At 31.9% G+C, this 17,255-nt stretch carries 16 protein-coding genes; 6 read left to right on the top strand and 10 right to left on the bottom strand.

Features of this window, described 5'->3' with window-relative positions; all coding sequences use genetic code 11:
• Positions 1–369: 369 nt before the first annotated feature.
• The 7 genes from Q0873_RS01950 to Q0873_RS01920 all read right to left on the bottom strand — a co-directional run bounded on the left by Q0873_RS01950 (position 370) and on the right by Q0873_RS01920 (position 4,642).
• The gene (locus Q0873_RS01950) at positions 370–714 is read right to left on the bottom strand and encodes a hypothetical protein (RefSeq protein ID WP_299104061.1); all 345 of its coding nucleotides are present in this window, start codon (positions 712–714) and stop codon (positions 370–372) included.
• A 106-nt stretch (positions 715–820) separates the two neighbouring features.
• Positions 821–1,006 (bottom strand): hypothetical protein, encoded by a 186-nt coding sequence (locus Q0873_RS01945; protein ID WP_299104060.1) that lies wholly within the window; start codon positions 1,004–1,006, stop codon positions 821–823.
• A gap of 34 nt (positions 1,007–1,040) precedes the next feature.
• The gene (locus Q0873_RS01940) at positions 1,041–1,223 is read right to left on the bottom strand and encodes a hypothetical protein (RefSeq protein ID WP_299104058.1); all 183 of its coding nucleotides are present in this window, start codon (positions 1,221–1,223) and stop codon (positions 1,041–1,043) included.
• An 811-nt stretch (positions 1,224–2,034) separates the two neighbouring features.
• A complete protein-coding gene (locus Q0873_RS01935; protein WP_299104056.1) occupies positions 2,035–2,244 on the bottom strand; it encodes a hypothetical protein in 210 nt (69 codons plus the stop codon).
• Between the two features lie 127 nt (positions 2,245–2,371).
• Complete coding sequence (locus Q0873_RS01930) at positions 2,372–2,680, bottom strand: DNA-binding protein (RefSeq protein WP_299104055.1); 309 nt, start codon at positions 2,678–2,680, stop codon at positions 2,372–2,374.
• Positions 2,681–2,747: 67 nt separating this feature from the next.
• Complete coding sequence (locus Q0873_RS01925) at positions 2,748–3,908, bottom strand: HlyD family efflux transporter periplasmic adaptor subunit (protein ID WP_299104054.1); 1,161 nt, start codon at positions 3,906–3,908, stop codon at positions 2,748–2,750.
• A 92-nt stretch (positions 3,909–4,000) separates the two neighbouring features.
• Positions 4,001–4,642, bottom strand: a complete 642-nt coding sequence (locus Q0873_RS01920) for a protein-L-isoaspartate(D-aspartate) O-methyltransferase (protein WP_299104052.1) — start codon at positions 4,640–4,642, stop codon at positions 4,001–4,003.
• Positions 4,643–4,773: 131 nt separating this feature from the next.
• Here Q0873_RS01920 and Q0873_RS01915 point away from each other — a divergent pair, with 131 nt between their 5' ends.
• From Q0873_RS01915 to Q0873_RS01905, 3 genes are read left to right on the top strand one after another with little or no spacing between them, the layout of a single operon-like run.
• Positions 4,774–5,739, top strand: coding sequence for a Gfo/Idh/MocA family oxidoreductase (locus tag Q0873_RS01915; protein WP_299104051.1), 966 nt, complete (start codon positions 4,774–4,776; stop codon positions 5,737–5,739).
• Between the two features lie 19 nt (positions 5,740–5,758).
• On the top strand, positions 5,759–6,646 hold the full coding sequence (locus Q0873_RS01910; protein WP_299104050.1) for a 3-hydroxybutyryl-CoA dehydrogenase: 888 nt from the start codon (positions 5,759–5,761) through the stop codon (positions 6,644–6,646).
• A gap of 18 nt (positions 6,647–6,664) precedes the next feature.
• Positions 6,665–8,449 (top strand): aminopeptidase P family protein, encoded by a 1,785-nt coding sequence (locus tag Q0873_RS01905; RefSeq protein WP_299104049.1) that lies wholly within the window; start codon positions 6,665–6,667, stop codon positions 8,447–8,449.
• 87 nt (positions 8,450–8,536) lie between these two features.
• Here Q0873_RS01905 and Q0873_RS01900 read toward each other — a convergent pair whose 3' ends face one another.
• The 3 genes from Q0873_RS01900 to Q0873_RS01890 all read right to left on the bottom strand — a co-directional run bounded on the left by Q0873_RS01900 (position 8,537) and on the right by Q0873_RS01890 (position 12,016).
• A complete protein-coding gene (locus Q0873_RS01900) occupies positions 8,537–9,856 on the bottom strand; it encodes a short-chain dehydrogenase (protein WP_299104048.1) in 1,320 nt (439 codons plus the stop codon).
• Between the two features lie 140 nt (positions 9,857–9,996).
• Complete coding sequence (locus Q0873_RS01895; protein WP_299104047.1) at positions 9,997–11,064, bottom strand: proline racemase family protein; 1,068 nt, start codon at positions 11,062–11,064, stop codon at positions 9,997–9,999.
• Positions 11,057–12,016, bottom strand: a complete 960-nt coding sequence (locus Q0873_RS01890) for an ornithine cyclodeaminase family protein (RefSeq protein ID WP_299104046.1) — start codon at positions 12,014–12,016, stop codon at positions 11,057–11,059. Before Q0873_RS01890 ends, Q0873_RS01895 begins: the two co-directional genes overlap by 8 nt.
• Before the next feature lie 139 nt (positions 12,017–12,155).
• On the opposite strand from Q0873_RS01890, the gene Q0873_RS01885 reads away from it, so the two are divergent.
• From Q0873_RS01885 to Q0873_RS01875, 3 genes are all read left to right on the top strand, one after another.
• Positions 12,156–13,481: a S28 family serine protease gene (locus tag Q0873_RS01885; RefSeq protein WP_299104045.1), complete on the top strand. Its 1,326-nt coding sequence runs from the start codon at positions 12,156–12,158 to the stop codon at positions 13,479–13,481.
• Positions 13,482–13,491: 10 nt separating this feature from the next.
• A complete protein-coding gene (locus tag Q0873_RS01880) occupies positions 13,492–14,700 on the top strand; it encodes a Xaa-Pro peptidase family protein (RefSeq protein WP_299104044.1) in 1,209 nt (402 codons plus the stop codon).
• A gap of 220 nt (positions 14,701–14,920) precedes the next feature.
• On the top strand, positions 14,921–17,254 hold the full coding sequence (locus Q0873_RS01875; protein ID WP_299104043.1) for a hypothetical protein: 2,334 nt from the start codon (positions 14,921–14,923) through the stop codon (positions 17,252–17,254).
• Position 17,255: the final 1 nt, after the last annotated feature.

Raw genomic sequence — 17,255 nt, 5'->3', positions numbered from 1 at the left:
AACCTCCATTTATCTGATACACCAAAACACATGTTGCAATACATGAAACGGTATATGAACATAACATCCAAAGACTATTATTCGTCTTTACTTGTGCTATTTCTTTTAGAATAAAACCTAAAAAACCAGAAACAATAAAGAAAAACAAAGTAATAAAAACAGCTTGTATTATAGTGTGAGGAAATTTTACTTTCATTTTTTTATATTAAAAGGACTATTAATACTTTAGTAAATCATAAACTATGAAATAGTTAGCCAATAAACTCCTAAAATCAATCTTTAAAATACATCATAAGTTAGGTATTGTAAAAACACTTATAGTCCCATAGTCTTTTAAATGATTATGCCTTTCCAGAAACTAAACTATGTCTATATCCTTGATAATAAATGTAAATCACTATCTCCTAAAAAATAGCGGTCAACGTAAAAAATAAAAATTGTAGCTAAAATAAGAACACATAAAAGCATCAAACTTTCTTGATTGATTACCTCTCTTTGTTCAAAATAGTTAGGTGTTTCCATAAAAATTGTAAGAAAAAATGTGAAGATTAAAGAAATCTTTGGTCTTGCTCCTAAAAACCTATATACAAGATAAACAAACCCTACCCAAACAATATCAGAAGCTAAGAACACTTTTTCATTTCCAAATAAATGTAGTCCAATGTAAACTAAAAGAAGGAGTACCAATAAAACTAACCTTTTTGATAATTTCATAAATTTCTATTTACTATTTTAACGATAATCTAGAAAAAAATGTTTTTTAAAAATAAGGATTCCTTTTACCTGAAACCCTTATTGATTGTAATTTAAACTTTATAAATTAATTTCCTGATCCTGCCTGATGTGTTTCAATCGCTAATTCAAGTGGCACTCCCCAACCTGAACTTACTAATATTACTCTTCTCAAGAAATTACCAAAAAAAGCTGCATAACTCTCTCCTCCTCCTGAAATTCTAATTAAATCCTTTGAATCTAAATTTTGAACATTATAATTGTCTAATTTCATATTTTACATTTTATATTTTTAAAACTCTACCCTTTTACCTAGATCTCTTTCCTAAAAAACCATCAACAAATGCTTGAGGATGATCAATTGCATCATGGATCCCCATAGCAAACAAACCAACTCCAGCTGCTATAACAAAACTCAAAAACCCTCCTTCTGTTTCTTTAATTTCTTTAGCACTCAATTCCTGAACACCATAGTTTTGTAAATTTTTCATTTTTTTTAAAATTTTTAATTAACACTTTTTCTTTTGGTTGTGCTTTTTAAACTCACAATCCACATCAAAACACTATAATGCGCGCCTAGTACTATTTTGATACATCAAATGTATCTGGGTTCACTGCAATTAACTTGCAACGAATAAACTTCCTTTAAAAAAATAACAATAGAGGAATCAGGTTAATAAAAGAATGTACAATTACTGTATAGAAAAAACCAAACTTCATACGTACAAACACCAAACATATACCAGCAAAACTTATTGGTAGAAAAAAGACAGGAATTAATAGAACATTGATTATCGTCCATTTAAAATTATAGTTCATTAGATGCATTGTCCCAAACAAAATAGAACTCACGTAAACGAGCACATTGAAGTTTTTAAAAAATATCTTTTTAAGCTTTTTATAATAAGTTACTAGCAATACTAATAAAGAAAAAATAATGAATCCAAAAAACATGTTTATGCTGAAGCATATGCATCCCCAAATCAATAAAAATATTATGAAATAAATCTTCTTGGGTTTAAATATTAATCGAAACATAACTTCCTCTATTAGTGGAGTTATTACTAATACCCTAAAAAAAACAAAACAACTAATGGGAGAGCTAAACTTTTTAGTCCTTACAAAAACATCAGTTCCCTCAAAAAACCATCCATTAAAATATGATAACCCAAAATACAATACGCTAAATAAAAAAAGATAACTAAAGAACAGTTTATATGCTTTAGTTATCTTCACACACCCTCTTGGGTTGATAAGAAAATTACAAAAATCTTTTAAGTAATTCAATTTTCATTAAATCAGTTAATAATCAACCCCAAAAGTCCATATAGGAAATTCTAATTCCATCATATCATGCGTAGGATCATATCTCTCCACACAATTTAAAGGTCCTTGCCATTGCGTACCACCTCCATTAGAGCATCCTCCTGAATACCATTCTCCTCCTCCCTCTGTTTCTTTAATTTCTTTAGCACTCAATTCCTGAACACTATAGTTCTGTAAATTTTTCATTTTTTAAAATCTCTTAATTAATACTTTTTCTTTTGGTTGTGATTTTAAATTCACAATCCACATCAAAACACTATAATGCGCACCTAGTACTATTTTGATACATCAAATGTATCTGTGTTCACTGCAACTAACTTGCAACGAATAAACTTCCTTTAAAAAAATAACTTCCTCCAAAGATTTGTGTTACCTCATTATCCGTTAAAACATTTACAGAAATAGATATTTGTAAATCAAAATCATTGCGATAATAATACGTTTTTCTACTTCTACTGTAGTTAACAACTGCATCATAATCCTTTAATTGTTCAATTAATAAATGCACCGAACGTTGGCTTATTTGTAAATGATTTGCTAACTCTTTTGGTGTTCCTGTTTGTTCAATGGCAATCAGATTATGTAATTTCTGCAGTCTTTCTAATATTTTCAAATTTTTCATACTTTTCCTTTTATAGTTGTTCTTTATTTTAATCACCAGTATCCTTAAACATTGGCTAACCGGTTTATTACTTATTATCTGATAATTGTGTACTAGGATTTACCCAATCATCCATTTTATCATACAACAATTCGAAAAGAGTTCTCTCTGTAAGTTCAAAACGAGCATTTACCAACATTCCTTTTTTAAAATACCCTTTAACCCCATTCTTCAGTTGCAAGAATTCTTGATCTAAAGAGCACAATACTTTAAACCTTGGTAAATTATTTATCATTTGAATGTCTTTTCCAATTGAAATGATCTTACCTGTTGCAGTTCCCCATTGATTATAATTAAAAGCGCTTACTTGAAAATTTGCTTTATTTCCTTCATATAACAACCCCACGTCTGATGGACTTATTAAACACTCAATAATTAAATCTGATTGCGGTGAAATTTCGGCTAACTGAGTCCCATTTTGTATAAAACTTCCGTTTTCAATTCCCTTTACATTTAATAATGACCCCGTAGTAGGAGATTTAAGGACAAACAAATCACTATTTTCTTCCAATTGTATTTGTTTATCTTTTAATTCTTTTAGCTGATTTTGATAGTCTACTAGTTGATTATACCATATACCTTTTTGTTGTTTTTTATATTGATAAATGGTATTTAAGGACAAATCGTACTCCAATTTACTATTGTATAAACTTACTTTTGCAATTACTCCTTTTTCAAACAGTCCCTGATTTCGTTTATAGTCCTCCTCAATTTTTCGAAAACGAGTAGTTAATTCGTTCAATTTTTGTCTATAAAAACTATGCTCTTGTATATACTTTATCGTTTGTAGTTTATGAACAGAAGCTTTAGAACCAGACAATATTTTTAAATCTCCAATAAAACTATCTATCTCTTCTATCAAATTACTTGTATTGCTTATTTTTTGCGTTATAGCTACATCATTAATAAGCAGCAATGTATCTCCCTTTTTTACCTGACTGTTATTTTTTAAATTATAGTAAGTTACTTTTCCACTAATATTACTTTGCAATATTATACGTTCCTTATTAGGTTTTATCACCCCTTGTGAAGTATTATAAATAGTGATTTTGACAAAAGGTAGTGAACACAAAAGTGCTACAACAACACCCAAAATAATAACATATATTATTATACTCTTTTTGGCATGTTTAAATTGGTGTACTTCTAGAATAGTATCAATTACCTCCTTAGGGAAAATTTGTTTCATTTGTCTTCCTTTAACTAATGGAGGTAATTTTGTAGGACAAATTTATAATTATTTTTTTTACATAAAAAAAGAAACAGTAAGTATTAATAAATTTAGTTCTTCTTCTTCAGCATAGGCACAAATCTAAAGTCACCTAATTCATGTTTTTCAAATTCTTTTGGTGATTTACGAATGAATAAAGTCATTACCTGTTCTTTATCTCCCACCGGAATCAACAACATCCCTCCTACTTTTATTTGTGCCAATAAAGGTTTAGGAACATAAGGAGCTCCCGCGGTAACGATAACTCTATCAAACGGTGCTTTTTCTGGTAACCCTTTATATCCATCTCCAAAAATAAAACGTTTGGGTTTATATCCTATTTTAGGTAAAAACATTGAGGTTCTTTTAAACAATTCATGTTGTCTTTCTATAGTATAGACCTCTGCATTTAACTCTAATAAAACGGCTGTTTGATATCCAGATCCTGTACCAATCTCAAGAACTTTTTCACCTCCTTTTAAATTTAACACCTCTGTTTGAAAAGCTACTGTATAAGGTTGAGAAATTGTTTGTTCCGCAGCAATAGGAAATGCCTTGTCTTCATAAGCATGTGCTTCGAAACTACTATCAATAAATAAGTGTCTCGGAATTTTTCGTATTGCTTGCAATACATTCTCATTGGTAATACCTTTTGCTTGTAGTAAATTAGCTAACTGATTTCTAAGTCCTTGATGTTTGGTTGTATCTCTCACAAATTTTAAAATTTGAACAGGCTAAAATTAGCAATAAATATGGATAAAAGTGTATATTTGTTAGCATTGTATTTTACTTGTTTTTAACAGGGAGAATTACTTCATATTAAATAATTAATAATCTTTTATTTATGCTTAAAGCAGGAGTTTTAGGAGCAGGACATTTAGGAAAAATACACCTACGTTTGTTGCAAGAATCAGAAAAATATGAATTAGTAGGGTTTTATGATCCTTTTACTGAAAATGCGAAAAAAGTAGCCGCTGAATTTGGATATACATTATTCAACTCTATTGAAGAATTAATAGACGCGGTAGATGTTGTAGATATTGTTACTCCTACATTGTCTCATTTTGACTGTGCAAAACAAGCTATTGAAAAAGGTAAACATATTTTTATTGAAAAACCGATAACCAACACACTTCAAGAAGCGGAAGCTATTCGAACATTAGCTAGTCAGTATCATGTTCGTGGACAGGTTGGACATGTAGAACGATTCAATCCAGCTTTTACAGCTGTTAAAGATGTCATCGATACTCCAATGTTTATTGAAACACATCGTTTGGCAGAGTTTAACCCTAGAGGAACAGATGTTCCTGTGGTACTTGATTTAATGATTCATGATATTGATATCATTCTATCTGTGGTAAAATCAAAAGTAAAAAATGTATACGCTAGTGGTGTATCTGTAATTTCTGAAACTCCAGATATTGCCAATGCTAGAATTGAATTTGAAAATGGTTGTGTTGCTAATTTAACTTCGAGTAGAATTTCTATGAAAAACATGCGTAAGAGTCGTTTCTTTCAGAAAGACGCTTATATCTCTGTAGATTTTCTTGAAAAGAAATCTGAAGTGGTAAAAATGAAAGATGTTCCTGAAAAACCAGATGAATTTGCCATGATCTTACAAAACGCCGAAGGTGTTAAAAAGCAAATTTATTTCGACAATCCAGAAGTAACTCCGAACAACGCAATTTTAGACGAATTAGAATCTTTTGCAAACGCTATTCATACAAACACTACACCTATTGTTTCTTTAACTCAAGGAACAGAAGCTTTACGTGTAGCACATATGGTAATTGATTGCTTTAACAAATAAATATAACCTAACAAACAACATGAAAAATATAGCAGTAATTGGAGCAGGTACAATGGGGAATGGTATCGCACATACCTTCGCTCAATTCGGATACAATGTTCAATTAATTGATATTTCACAAGATTCTTTAGATAAAGGTATAGCTACTATTTCTAAAAACTTAGATAGAATGGTTGCTAAAGAACGAATTTCTGAAGATGATAAAAACAATACATTAAACAATATTACTACTTATACTTCTATTAAAGACGGTGTTCAATACGCTAGCTTAGTGGTAGAAGCAGCTACAGAGAATATTGATTTAAAATTAAAAATATTTAAGCAATTAGATGAAGTTTGCCCTGAGGACACTATCCTTGCTACAAACACTTCTTCTATTTCTATTACACAGATTGCAGCGGTTACAAACCGACCAGAAAAAGTAATTGGAATGCACTTTATGAATCCAGTACCAATTATGAAATTAGTAGAAATCATTAGAGGATATAACACTTCTGATGAAGTAAATGATTTTATTGTTGACTTAACTGAAAAGATTAAAAAAGTTCCTGTAGAGGTAAATGATTACCCTGGATTCGTGGCGAATCGTATTTTAATGCCAATGATTAATGAATCTATTGAAACATTATACAATGGGGTTGCAGGAGTAGCTGAGATTGATACTGTAATGAAATTAGGAATGGCACATCCAATGGGACCATTACAATTAGCTGATTTTATTGGATTAGATGTATGTTTATCTATTTTAAACGTAATGTATGACGGATTTAAAAACCCCAAATATGCACCATGTCCTTTATTAGTAAATATGGTAATGGCAGGTAAATTAGGTGTAAAATCTGGAGAAGGATTCTACGACTATAGTGAAAGTAGAAAGGCTGAAAAAGTAGCTAAAATGTTTTCATAACTAAAAAAACATCACTTAATGATTGCTGAAAGATTACAAGCGTTAAGAAATTATATGGCATCTAAGAATTTAGATGCCTTTATTATACCCTCTACCGACCCACATCAATCAGAATATGTAGCTGATTATTGGAAATTGAGAGAATACTTCTCTGGATTTACAGGATCTGCAGGAACTCTAGTAGTAACACAAGAAATAGCTGGTTTATGGACAGATTCTCGTTATTTTTTACAGTTTGAAGATGAATGTAAAGACACTGAAGTTACTTTATGTAAACAATCTATTCCTCATGCTCCAGAACATGTAGCATGGTTATGTGATTTACTAAAAGAACAATCGACTATTGGAGTTGATTACCGTCAGTTTTCAAAAGCACAAATTGATTATATACTCAGTTTTACTGGTGAAAAGCAAATTCAATTACAAAACGAACCTCATTTTGCAAAAGATATTTGGACAGATAGATCTAATCTACCCAATTTTGCTGTAGATATTCATCCTTTAGAATTTTCTGGAGAAACTACTGCTTCTAAATTAGCAAAGGTTCAGCAAGAAATTGAAAAGCAAGATGCTGATTACTATTTATTCTCTTCTTTAGATGAGATTGCTTGGTTGTTCAATATTCGTTCTAGAGATGTTGATTTTACACCTTTAGTAACGGCTTATGCTTTGGTAGGTAAAACGAATACTATCCTATTTTGTAATACCAATCGTTTTTCTAAAAGTGCTATTAACGTCTTTGAAAAGTTGAATATTACTATCAAAGATTACGATAACATAGCAACAATACTACCAGAAACCACCAATAATAAAGTAGTTCTTACGGACGCTTCAAGCTTAAACTATGCTTGTTTTGAAGGTATTAATGGTCAACTTATCTATAAAAACTCTTTAGCTAAAGAATTAAAAGCCATTAAGAACGAAACAGAAATTAATGGTGCTAGAAACTGTATGCTTAAAGACGGTGTAGCACTTACAAAATTCTTTATTTGGTTAGAAAAAGAACTAGAAATTCGTACTATATCAGAATATGAAATTGGTAGAAAGCTAGATAGTTTCAGGCAGCAGCAAGAATATTATACTGGAGAATCTTTTGCCGCTATCGTAGGGTACCAAGGTAATGGAGCTATTATTCATTATACCGCCCCAGAAGAAGGATCTTCCATGGTAAAAAATGAAGGCATTCTTTTGGTAGACAGTGGTGCTCAATATAAAGATGGAACTACTGATATTACCCGAACAGTTTGGTTGGGTGGCACTCCTTCTGAAAAAATAAAAACAGCATATACAGGTGTTTTAAAAGGATATATTGAATTAGAACAATTGCAGTTTCCACTAGGTACCACAGGAGCACAAATTGATGCTTTTGCGCGTGTTCATCTATGGAAAAACGGATTAAATTATCCACATGGAACTGGTCATGGTATAGGAAGCTTTGGTATGGTACATGAACCTGCACAAGGTTTTGCCACCGGAGCTACCACAGCACGTGGTACCACAGCTCATCTTGCCAAGCAGTTAACCACAATAGAACCGGGTTGTTATGTAACGAATGAATTTGGAATTAGAACCGAAAATATTGTCGTTTCAAAAGAGGTAAATCAAACTGAGTTCGGAGCCTTTTTAGGATTTGAACCACTTACCCTTTGTTATATAGATACTGATTTGTTAAACATTGATGATTTAACCTCTACTGAAATATTATGGTTAAATAACTACCATCAAATGGTGTTGGATAAATTATCTCCCATGCTTAATAAAGAAGAACAACAATGGTTAGCTCAAAAATGTAAAGCATTATAAAAAGTAATCACCACTCAAAAAAAGATTATTTTGAGTGGTGATTATTCATATTTTAACTTTTTAAAACTCTCTATAGTTCCTTTTTTATCACTCTTTAATTAATTCATTTACTTTATTCCAAAGATTTTTTCCCTCATCTTTGATTTTCCCTCCAGCTTCTTGCAAGTTTTCCACACTTGTGTACTTCTCAATATTCTCAACAAAATCCTTTAAATTATCAACTGTTTTGAAAATTTCTTCAACGTTAGGTACATTTTGCTCTTTCATTATATTTTTCCAATCAATTTTCGAAAGAATTGTATATACATATTTCGTAGCAATCTTACTTAAGAAAACTTTATCATAAACCCCATTAAGTACTTTTCCCGATTCTCTCTTTTTTATATATTCAATAGATTCTTCTATCTTTTCTTTATCACTATGAGATAGTAATTCACTCTCCTTCAACCTCTTTAATGCTTCGATTGCTTTTTCATTCTCTTCATTTTTTAAATATAGATAAGTTTCAACAGACCATACAACCTCATTACTTAAGCCTATTTGATTTACATCCTTTAAAAATATCTCAAAATCTTCTAATGCTCTTTTCTCATCTATTTCTCTTTTCATCATCAACCTATCAAACCCTCTAAACAAATGGTTTAAGGCATGAAAACCAATATAAGTTTGTTCATTAGTAAGTCCACCCCACTGAAAAACTCCTCTTGTAAAGGGTAAGTTTACGTCTTTATTATTGTTAAGCCAATCGATATTTCTTGAAATTTCACTTTCAGATAAATAGTACAAACCTTTTTCGAAAAACAAAAACCCCCTAAAGTATTGTAATAGTGTTTTTACTTCTGAATCGGGAAGTAACTCAGGTTTAGTTTGAGAACATTCATAAAGTGAAACTTCTTTCCCCAAACCTTTACTTAACAAAACAATAGCACTTAAAACCGCATGTTCAACATTTTGAATATATACTTTCCTGTCTCCTTTTAAATATTCTCTTTGTTTATAAATAGAGTCCCCATAAACTACATTAAAAGCATCTGATAAAGTAGGAAAATCATCTTCATCTGTTTTCATTATAAAATCTTCCATTTTTTTATAATCTCTATAAATGGAAATAAATTCTAATAATGATAAACTCTCAGAGTTATTGATATCATATTTAACAGCTGTGTTAAAAATTCTATCAAGATCTCCTTTAAATGATTGAAATTCTTTAGAAACGGTATCTTTTTCGACGGAAGACCTTATTAATATTTTTGCAAACTTGTATCCAGATACTTTATATGAATTGAGGTTTTCTACTAAGTCCTTTTTGTCTTTTTCTAATAAGCTTAGATCTGTTTTTTCTTCGGTACAACCAACAATAAAAATAAGTGCTAATAATAAAACCTTATAATTTAAATTCTTTTTCAACTCTTTATTAAATTTTATCTTTCTTAATTAGATATTCACAACACAAGGAATACTTCAATTTTTGTCTTAAAACTAAACAAAATATTTTAAAACATAGGTAATATATGTAAACAAAAAAGAAGCCTTAAAGGACTTCTTTTTTATCTTAAAATAAATCCATCTTTCATTGGGTCATTTGGATCGATTATAAAATTTTGAATTCCCGTTATATGTGCTGTTCCTTCAACTTGAGGAATCACAGCTTTAAACCTTCCATAATCTTCTCCACTCACCACAGAACCTTTAAAAATAGAACCTGTAATACTCTCAATAGTCATAGCCTCTCCATAATCTATTTCTTTTCTAGCTTTATGAATTGCCATTCTACCAGATACTCCAGAGCCAGTTGGGCATCTATCCACCTCCCCTTCAGCAAAAATGCACACATTTCTACTGTCTACTCCTGATGTTTGTTTAGAGTTATCAATAAAAATAGTTCCATATAAAAAGCTCAAATCTTCTTCAAAAGGATGTGCTATTTCTTCATCAGCATTCATCACGGCATGTTTTATATCCATTCCTTTACTTATCAATTGTCGATAAGAATTTGAAGTTAGGTCAAAATCAAATTTATTTTTAGCCATATCAACATATGCATAAAACGCTCCTCCATAAGCCAAATCATATGTAACTTTTCCAATACCTTCTACTTCCACTTCTCTATCTAAACCAACCACAAAGCTAGGCACACAATGGAATCGAACCCCTGTTACTTTTCCTTCGTGAACATTGGCATAAGAAATAATTCTTCCGCAGGGAGCATCAATCTTCAAGATATTATCACCTTCCTTTACATCAATCCAATTCATTTCTACCGCTAAAGTAGAAATAGCAATAATTGCATGTCCACACATGGTAGAGTATCCTTCGTTATGTAAAAAAAGAATACCAAAATCACCTTCATCATCATTGGCTGGTACTATAATGCAACCATACATATCGGCATGCCCACGAGGTTCAAACATCAAAGCCGTTCGTAAGTAATCATAATTCTCTTTACAATACCTGCGATATTCTAATACGTTGTTTCCTTTTAATTCAGGAAAACCATCTACAATTACTCTTAAGGGTTCTCCTCCCGTATGCATATCAATCGTTTTTATTTGTAACCAATCAGAAGGCACTTCAAAATTCGTTTGATTTATAATATTCTGATATACTTTACTCATTTGTATATTTTTTATAGTAATAATTTGCAGCCGCCAAATCTTCTAAAGCATGACCGACTGATTTAAACATTGTTATTTCTCTTGCTGATTGTCTTCCTTTTTTTGCTCCTTCGCATAATTCAAATAAATCCGCCTTTACTTCCTCTTCTTTGAGTAATCCTGTTTTTAAAGGAATTACAATATCTCCTGCTTCTTTTAAGCCTCCTTGATAGGTATCTAGATATACCAATGCCCTTTTAACGGTTTCATCATCTGCCTCTCTCATATCTTTCTTATACGCTCCTACTAAATCAATATGCTGACCTTCTCTTAAATAACTACCAAAAACCAAAGGTGTTTTTGACAATGTTGCGCTTGAAACAATATCAACTTCAGAAATTCTATCCTCTATTTTTTCAACAGGAACAATGGTAAAACGCTCATTCTTTAGCAATTCACAAATACCTTTTGCCTTTTTAAAATTGCGTCCCCAAACAAACACCTCTTTAATAGGTCTTACGGAGGCATGTGCTTGTATCAAATTAGCAGACAATGCGCCTGTTCCAATCATTAATAAACTATTTGCATCTTTTCTTGACAAAAACGATGATGCTAAAGCAGAAGTCGCTGCGGTTCTTTTTGCCGTTAAACTTTTTGCTTCTAAAATGGCTTTTATTGTACCTTTTACTGCATCTAAATACAAATAAGTTCCATTAATTGATGGTAAGTCAAATTGTGCATTTTCCGGACTAACCGTAACAATTTTAACTCCAGCACTTTTGCTTGGACTCCAAGCTGGCATAAGTAATAAGGTGGAATCTGCATTTACTTTCGGATTAGGAAAATCATGATGATGGCGCATAGGTACTATTGTAGCACTTTCTGAAAACGCTAATCGCAGTTCATCAATTAGTTCGGTAAACGTAGTATTCTCTTCAATAAATTCACTGGGAATTTGAATAATTTCATTCATAGATTAAAAATAAAAAAATACCAGCTTACACATCAAATATTACCCTTACAAAGATCAATATAATACCTACAGTAGTTAATATTATATTATTACATGTATTTGCTTACCAGTATTTTTACTTGTACTAATATTTTATCTAATGAAACATTTACAAACTATATTTCTACTATTTTGTATCTCATTGATTTCAGTTTCTTGTAAAACTGAAATTAAGGATACCGCATCCAAAGATCTTAAGGAACAACTGCAAACCTTGTTTCCAAAAGCTACAATTGATTCTATAGCCACCAAAGATCATTTTACAAAAGCCTACAAAATAGTTCTTGATCAATATTTAAATCCAAACAATCCTGCTGAAGGTACATTTAAACATTACATGTATATTTCTCATAGCGACTATAAAAAACCGACTGTTATAGTTACTGATGGATACAGTGCTTACAATCGAACTACTGAATTAAGTAATATTTTTAAAGGGAACCAAGTAATTGTAGAGTATAGAATGTATGGAAAATCTCGACCAGATTCAATTCCTTGGAAATACTTAACAAATGATAATGCCATTGAAGACTATCATAGCATCGTTACCAAATTAAAATCTTTATACAAAGGAAAATGGATCTCTTCTGGAATTAGTAAAGGTGGAGAAACCACCTTAATTTATAAATCAAAATATCCTAACGATGTAGATGTAGCAATACCTTATGTTGCTCCGCTTATCAATGGTACAGAAGATCCACGAACAACAAACCATATCAACTCTGTTGGAAGTAAAGAATGTAGAGATCATATTATAGCATTGCAAAGAAAAGTTTTAGAAAACCGAAAGGAATCTATTGAAGAATTTAAAAAAATTGCAACTGAAAACGATTTAAAATTCACCGAAGTACCACATGAAGAAGCTTTGGAATATTTAGTATTAGAATTTCCTTTTTCTTTCTGGCAATGGGGAGGTGGCGCTTGTGATAAATTACCAGCGATTAACGCTTCTACAAAAGAAATTGTGCGAAAGTTCCATAAAGATGTTGGAATAGGTTTTTATAGCGATAAGGGATTCCACACTTACCTACCTTCATTTTATCAACATTTAAAAGAACTGGGGTACTATGGTTTTGATTTTACACCAGTAAAAGATTTACTAAAAGTGGTAAAGAATACTTCAAATAATCGTTTTGCACCGAAAAATGTCGATCTTACTTATAACCCTAAGTACATTACAAAAGTTAGAGATTTTGTAGAAAACAAAGGAGATAAAATCATTTACATTTATGGGGCTTATGATCCATGGGGTGCTTGTGCTCCTTCTCCAAAACCAGAAGTAGATGCCTTGAAAATGGTTTTAGAAAAAGCAGACCATTCTACTAGAATAAAGCACTTCTCAAAAGAAGATCAGGATAAAATATACGATAAACTACAATCTTGGTTAGGAGAAGAAACGAAAATTCATAAATTATACAACAACTAAAACATTAAAAATGATAGGTATTGGAGGTTCCACTACAGAGAAAGAACTAGCAAAAATAAAGCCTTGGGTAACTAATATTCAACCGATACAAAAGGAAGAGTTCGAAGAGCGCGTAAAAAAAGCAACTACTTTGTTAAATGAACAAAGAGTAAAAGCCATGTATTTACATGCAGGGACCAACTTATACTATTTTACAGGTACTCGTTGGAACTCAAGCGAACGTATGGTTGGAGCGATTTTATATGCTGATGGAAGTTTAGAATACATTGCTCCAAAATTTGAAGAAGGAACAATTTTAGACTTTATGCTAGTTGAAGGTAAAGTTCGTTGTTGGGAAGAGCATGAGAGTCCATATGACTTGTTCTTAAATTTATTAAAGGAAAAAGGCATTAAAAGTGGTACTATTTTAATAGATGAAGCAACACCTTTCTTTATTTCAAACGGAATTCAAAAGCTTACTAAAGATTATGCTTTTGAAGATGCTAAATCTATTACAGCAACCTGTAGAATGATTAAATCTTCTAATGAAATTGCCATTATTCAACGTGCAATGGACATTACTTTGGAAGTTCAAAAAGCAGTAGCAAGAATTTTGTATGTTGGTATTAGTACTGAAGAAGTAACAAACTTTATTAATGAAGCTCATAAACACTACGGAATTCCATCTGGATCATATTTTTGTATTGTTCTTTTTGGTGTAGATTCTTCTTTTCCCCATGGTGTAAAAACTCCAAAAGCATTAGAAGAAAATGAAGTTGTGCTTGTAGATACAGGTTGTATGCTTCATGACTACATTTCTGATATTACAAGAACCTATGTTTTTGGTACACCTACTGAACAACAGCGTGCCATATGGGATATAGAAAAAGAGACGCAATTGGCAGCGTTTAATGCGGCCCAACTAGGAAAAAAATGCGCTGATATAGATAATGCTTCTAGAATGGTTTTAGAAAGTCACAATCTGGGTCCAGACTATAAACTACCAGGACTACCACATCGAACAGGGCATGGTATTGGGTTAGATATTCATGAGTGGCCATATATTGTAAGAAACGACCACACACTTCTTAAACCAGGAATGTGCTTTAGTAATGAACCTATGATTTGTGTTCCTGATGCTTTCGGAATTAGACATGAAGATCATATTTACATGACAGAAGACGGTCCAAAATGGTTTACAAAGCCTATGGAATCTATAGATAACCCTTTTGGAATATAAACTAACACTTCTACAAATAGACAAAAAAAAACGAGGACAAATGTCCTCGTTTTTTTATAACTAGCACTACCCTACCCAGTTAACCCCTTTTCTTACTAGGAAAAACACAAGGTAATTTTCAGGAATAAAATGCATTGATATTCAGTATTTTACACTGATAAAAAACTAAGCTACGGACGTAAATTTGCGCAATTATTAACCTTTTTAACCAAACTAAATTATGATTGTTTCAATGCAAGGAAACTGGTCTATTGGCGTAAAAACCAAACAGGCCTCTTATCCCCAACGCTTTATAGTAAGTGGCGCCACCACAGGAAATGGCGCTTATGATGCTAACACTGACATGTCTCCTGTAATTGTAAAAGGAGACCAATGGAGTATCTCTATTGAACATAACCCAGGAAGCGGGTTTCAACTTTCAGATACTCGTATTAAATTTCCAAGGAAAATTGGAAACGACTACGTTTTTGATGTAGAATCAAACGACTCTGGAGGAGACAATGATTTTAATGATTTAATTCTTGAATGTAAAAGCACTGCCTTAATCAATGATTATATGATTTATGGTAATGTAACTTTATATAGTGGACTTTGTCTTATCAACCCTTGTTTTAGAAGATGGTTTGTTATTGATACCCATGAACAATTATTAGAAGCTCTTAAAGTAGATCGTATAAGAGACATTATTAAAAAGTACTATCCAGAAAGGATTCCAGAGGAAGTTATCAATCCTCCATTTCCACCAATACCGCAACCTGGTCCAGATCCAATACCAGGTTTTAAACCAATTATGATAAATGTGGTAGATGAAGCTCAAATTCCAATTCAGGAAGTAAATATCTACAGAAGAATTCCACAAACAACAGAAATTGCCAAAGCGAAAAAAGACACTAATAATTCAGACTTATTGCTTTCAAATTATAAAGTAGAGAGCAGTATGTTAAAAGCCAGTACTTCTTTAAGCAGTTTGCAAACAATAGATATTAGTGATCGCTTAGAACTAGCAAAAAGCATTGACTTTTCTCGCTTTAGATGTGATACAGAAGTGGGTGCCAATCTTACTTTAAGTTTTGAGGAATACGACCGTACTACAAGTGAATTAGCAGGAGGAAGTTATACTGGAGATGGTCATCGTAAAAAATTAGGAGATGCGATTACCGACATGCATGGAAACTATCTCTTTAAATTTAAGCATGGATTCTGGGACAAACTAAAAGATATATTTCAAGATACCGCTCCAGGCGAGACATATGCTACTCAATTAAGACCTGATATTATTGTAAAAGTTCAAGACACATTTAATCCTTCTAAAACAGTTTTTGAAACTGCTCCAAGATTCAATGTGCAAAACTTACAACGAATTAACCTATGTCTTCCTAAGAGCAAAATAGAGACTACAGGACCATTATGTTTTAATGGAAACTTAGTAGGTAGTTTAGGAAATGTATTTATTGGAGGAAACCAAAATACTTTAGCACAAACAAATCCAAATATCTTAAAAAGAGAAGGATATAGTAATCATTTGCATGCAGATGGTAAAATAACAGTTAAAAATAGTCAAGCAGGCTTCTCAGTAGATTGTGCCTCTTGGGCTGGAACGGTTGATTTTCATGGATGTATGTACAATGCAGAACGAGAAGAAAATGACCCAATTATTAGGCATTATACCATTCGTTATCGTAAACCTGGTAATCCTTGGCAGTTTGTAAAACAGGTATATAGGCATCCACAATTTTCAAAAAGATCATTACCTAATTACCACGGTGATTTGGTAGGACCATTTGCTACTATGCTTAACGTAGATGGTGGTGTTTCCATAGAAGTTCCAGCATACAAGTGCATTCAAACAGAAGCTTTTTTAGGAGACGCTAGTGGTAACCGAATCGATTGGGAGTTTTCAAGACTAGACAGGTATATACGCCTAAATACAAATATTTATGATGAAGACACTCCAGGAACTGTTCATTTTTTAATTGAAGGGTATGATGTTAACGGAAATCAAATACCAGCAGCCAGAGATATGATTGCTTTATTTATCCACAATAAACCTCTTGGTTTTGGAATTGGAAGTGTTGGGTTTGCAGGCACTGTTGAAAAAATTCCTTGTGGACTTTATCGATTAACTGATAGTCAAATGAAAATACCTTTAAACCTATCAATTAAAGCTAACGATCCTTATGGTTTTGTTGATAATTATAAATTGAGTATGGGAAAATGTCCTGCTCCAAACATTGAAGTCGAAGTCATTAGTCCATCATCCATTTCTGGCGATAAAACAGGAACCATAGATTCTGGAAATAATCCATCTAATACTGATCCAACATGTCCAGGATATAGAGGTACTATTGATAAATTTGGCACCAATGATTTTGTAAACATTCAATTAAAACCTTCAGATGATGAAGATGGCTGGATGAGAACTGGTGAACAATTTGTTGTTATCTCTGGAGCGCTAACAGCGGCAAAACGAGTGACAAACGGATATAATTCTGGATTAGAAACATCTAGATACAAAAGACATTATAGTTTCTACATTGAACGTAAAACATCCTAAT

The organism is uncultured Tenacibaculum sp., from assembly GCF_947498805.1.
In the GTDB taxonomy this organism is placed as follows: Bacteria; Bacteroidota; Bacteroidia; order Flavobacteriales; family Flavobacteriaceae; genus Polaribacter.
The sequence above is the reverse complement of the archived record's forward strand: the minus strand, read 5'-3'. Positions and strand labels throughout refer to the sequence as shown.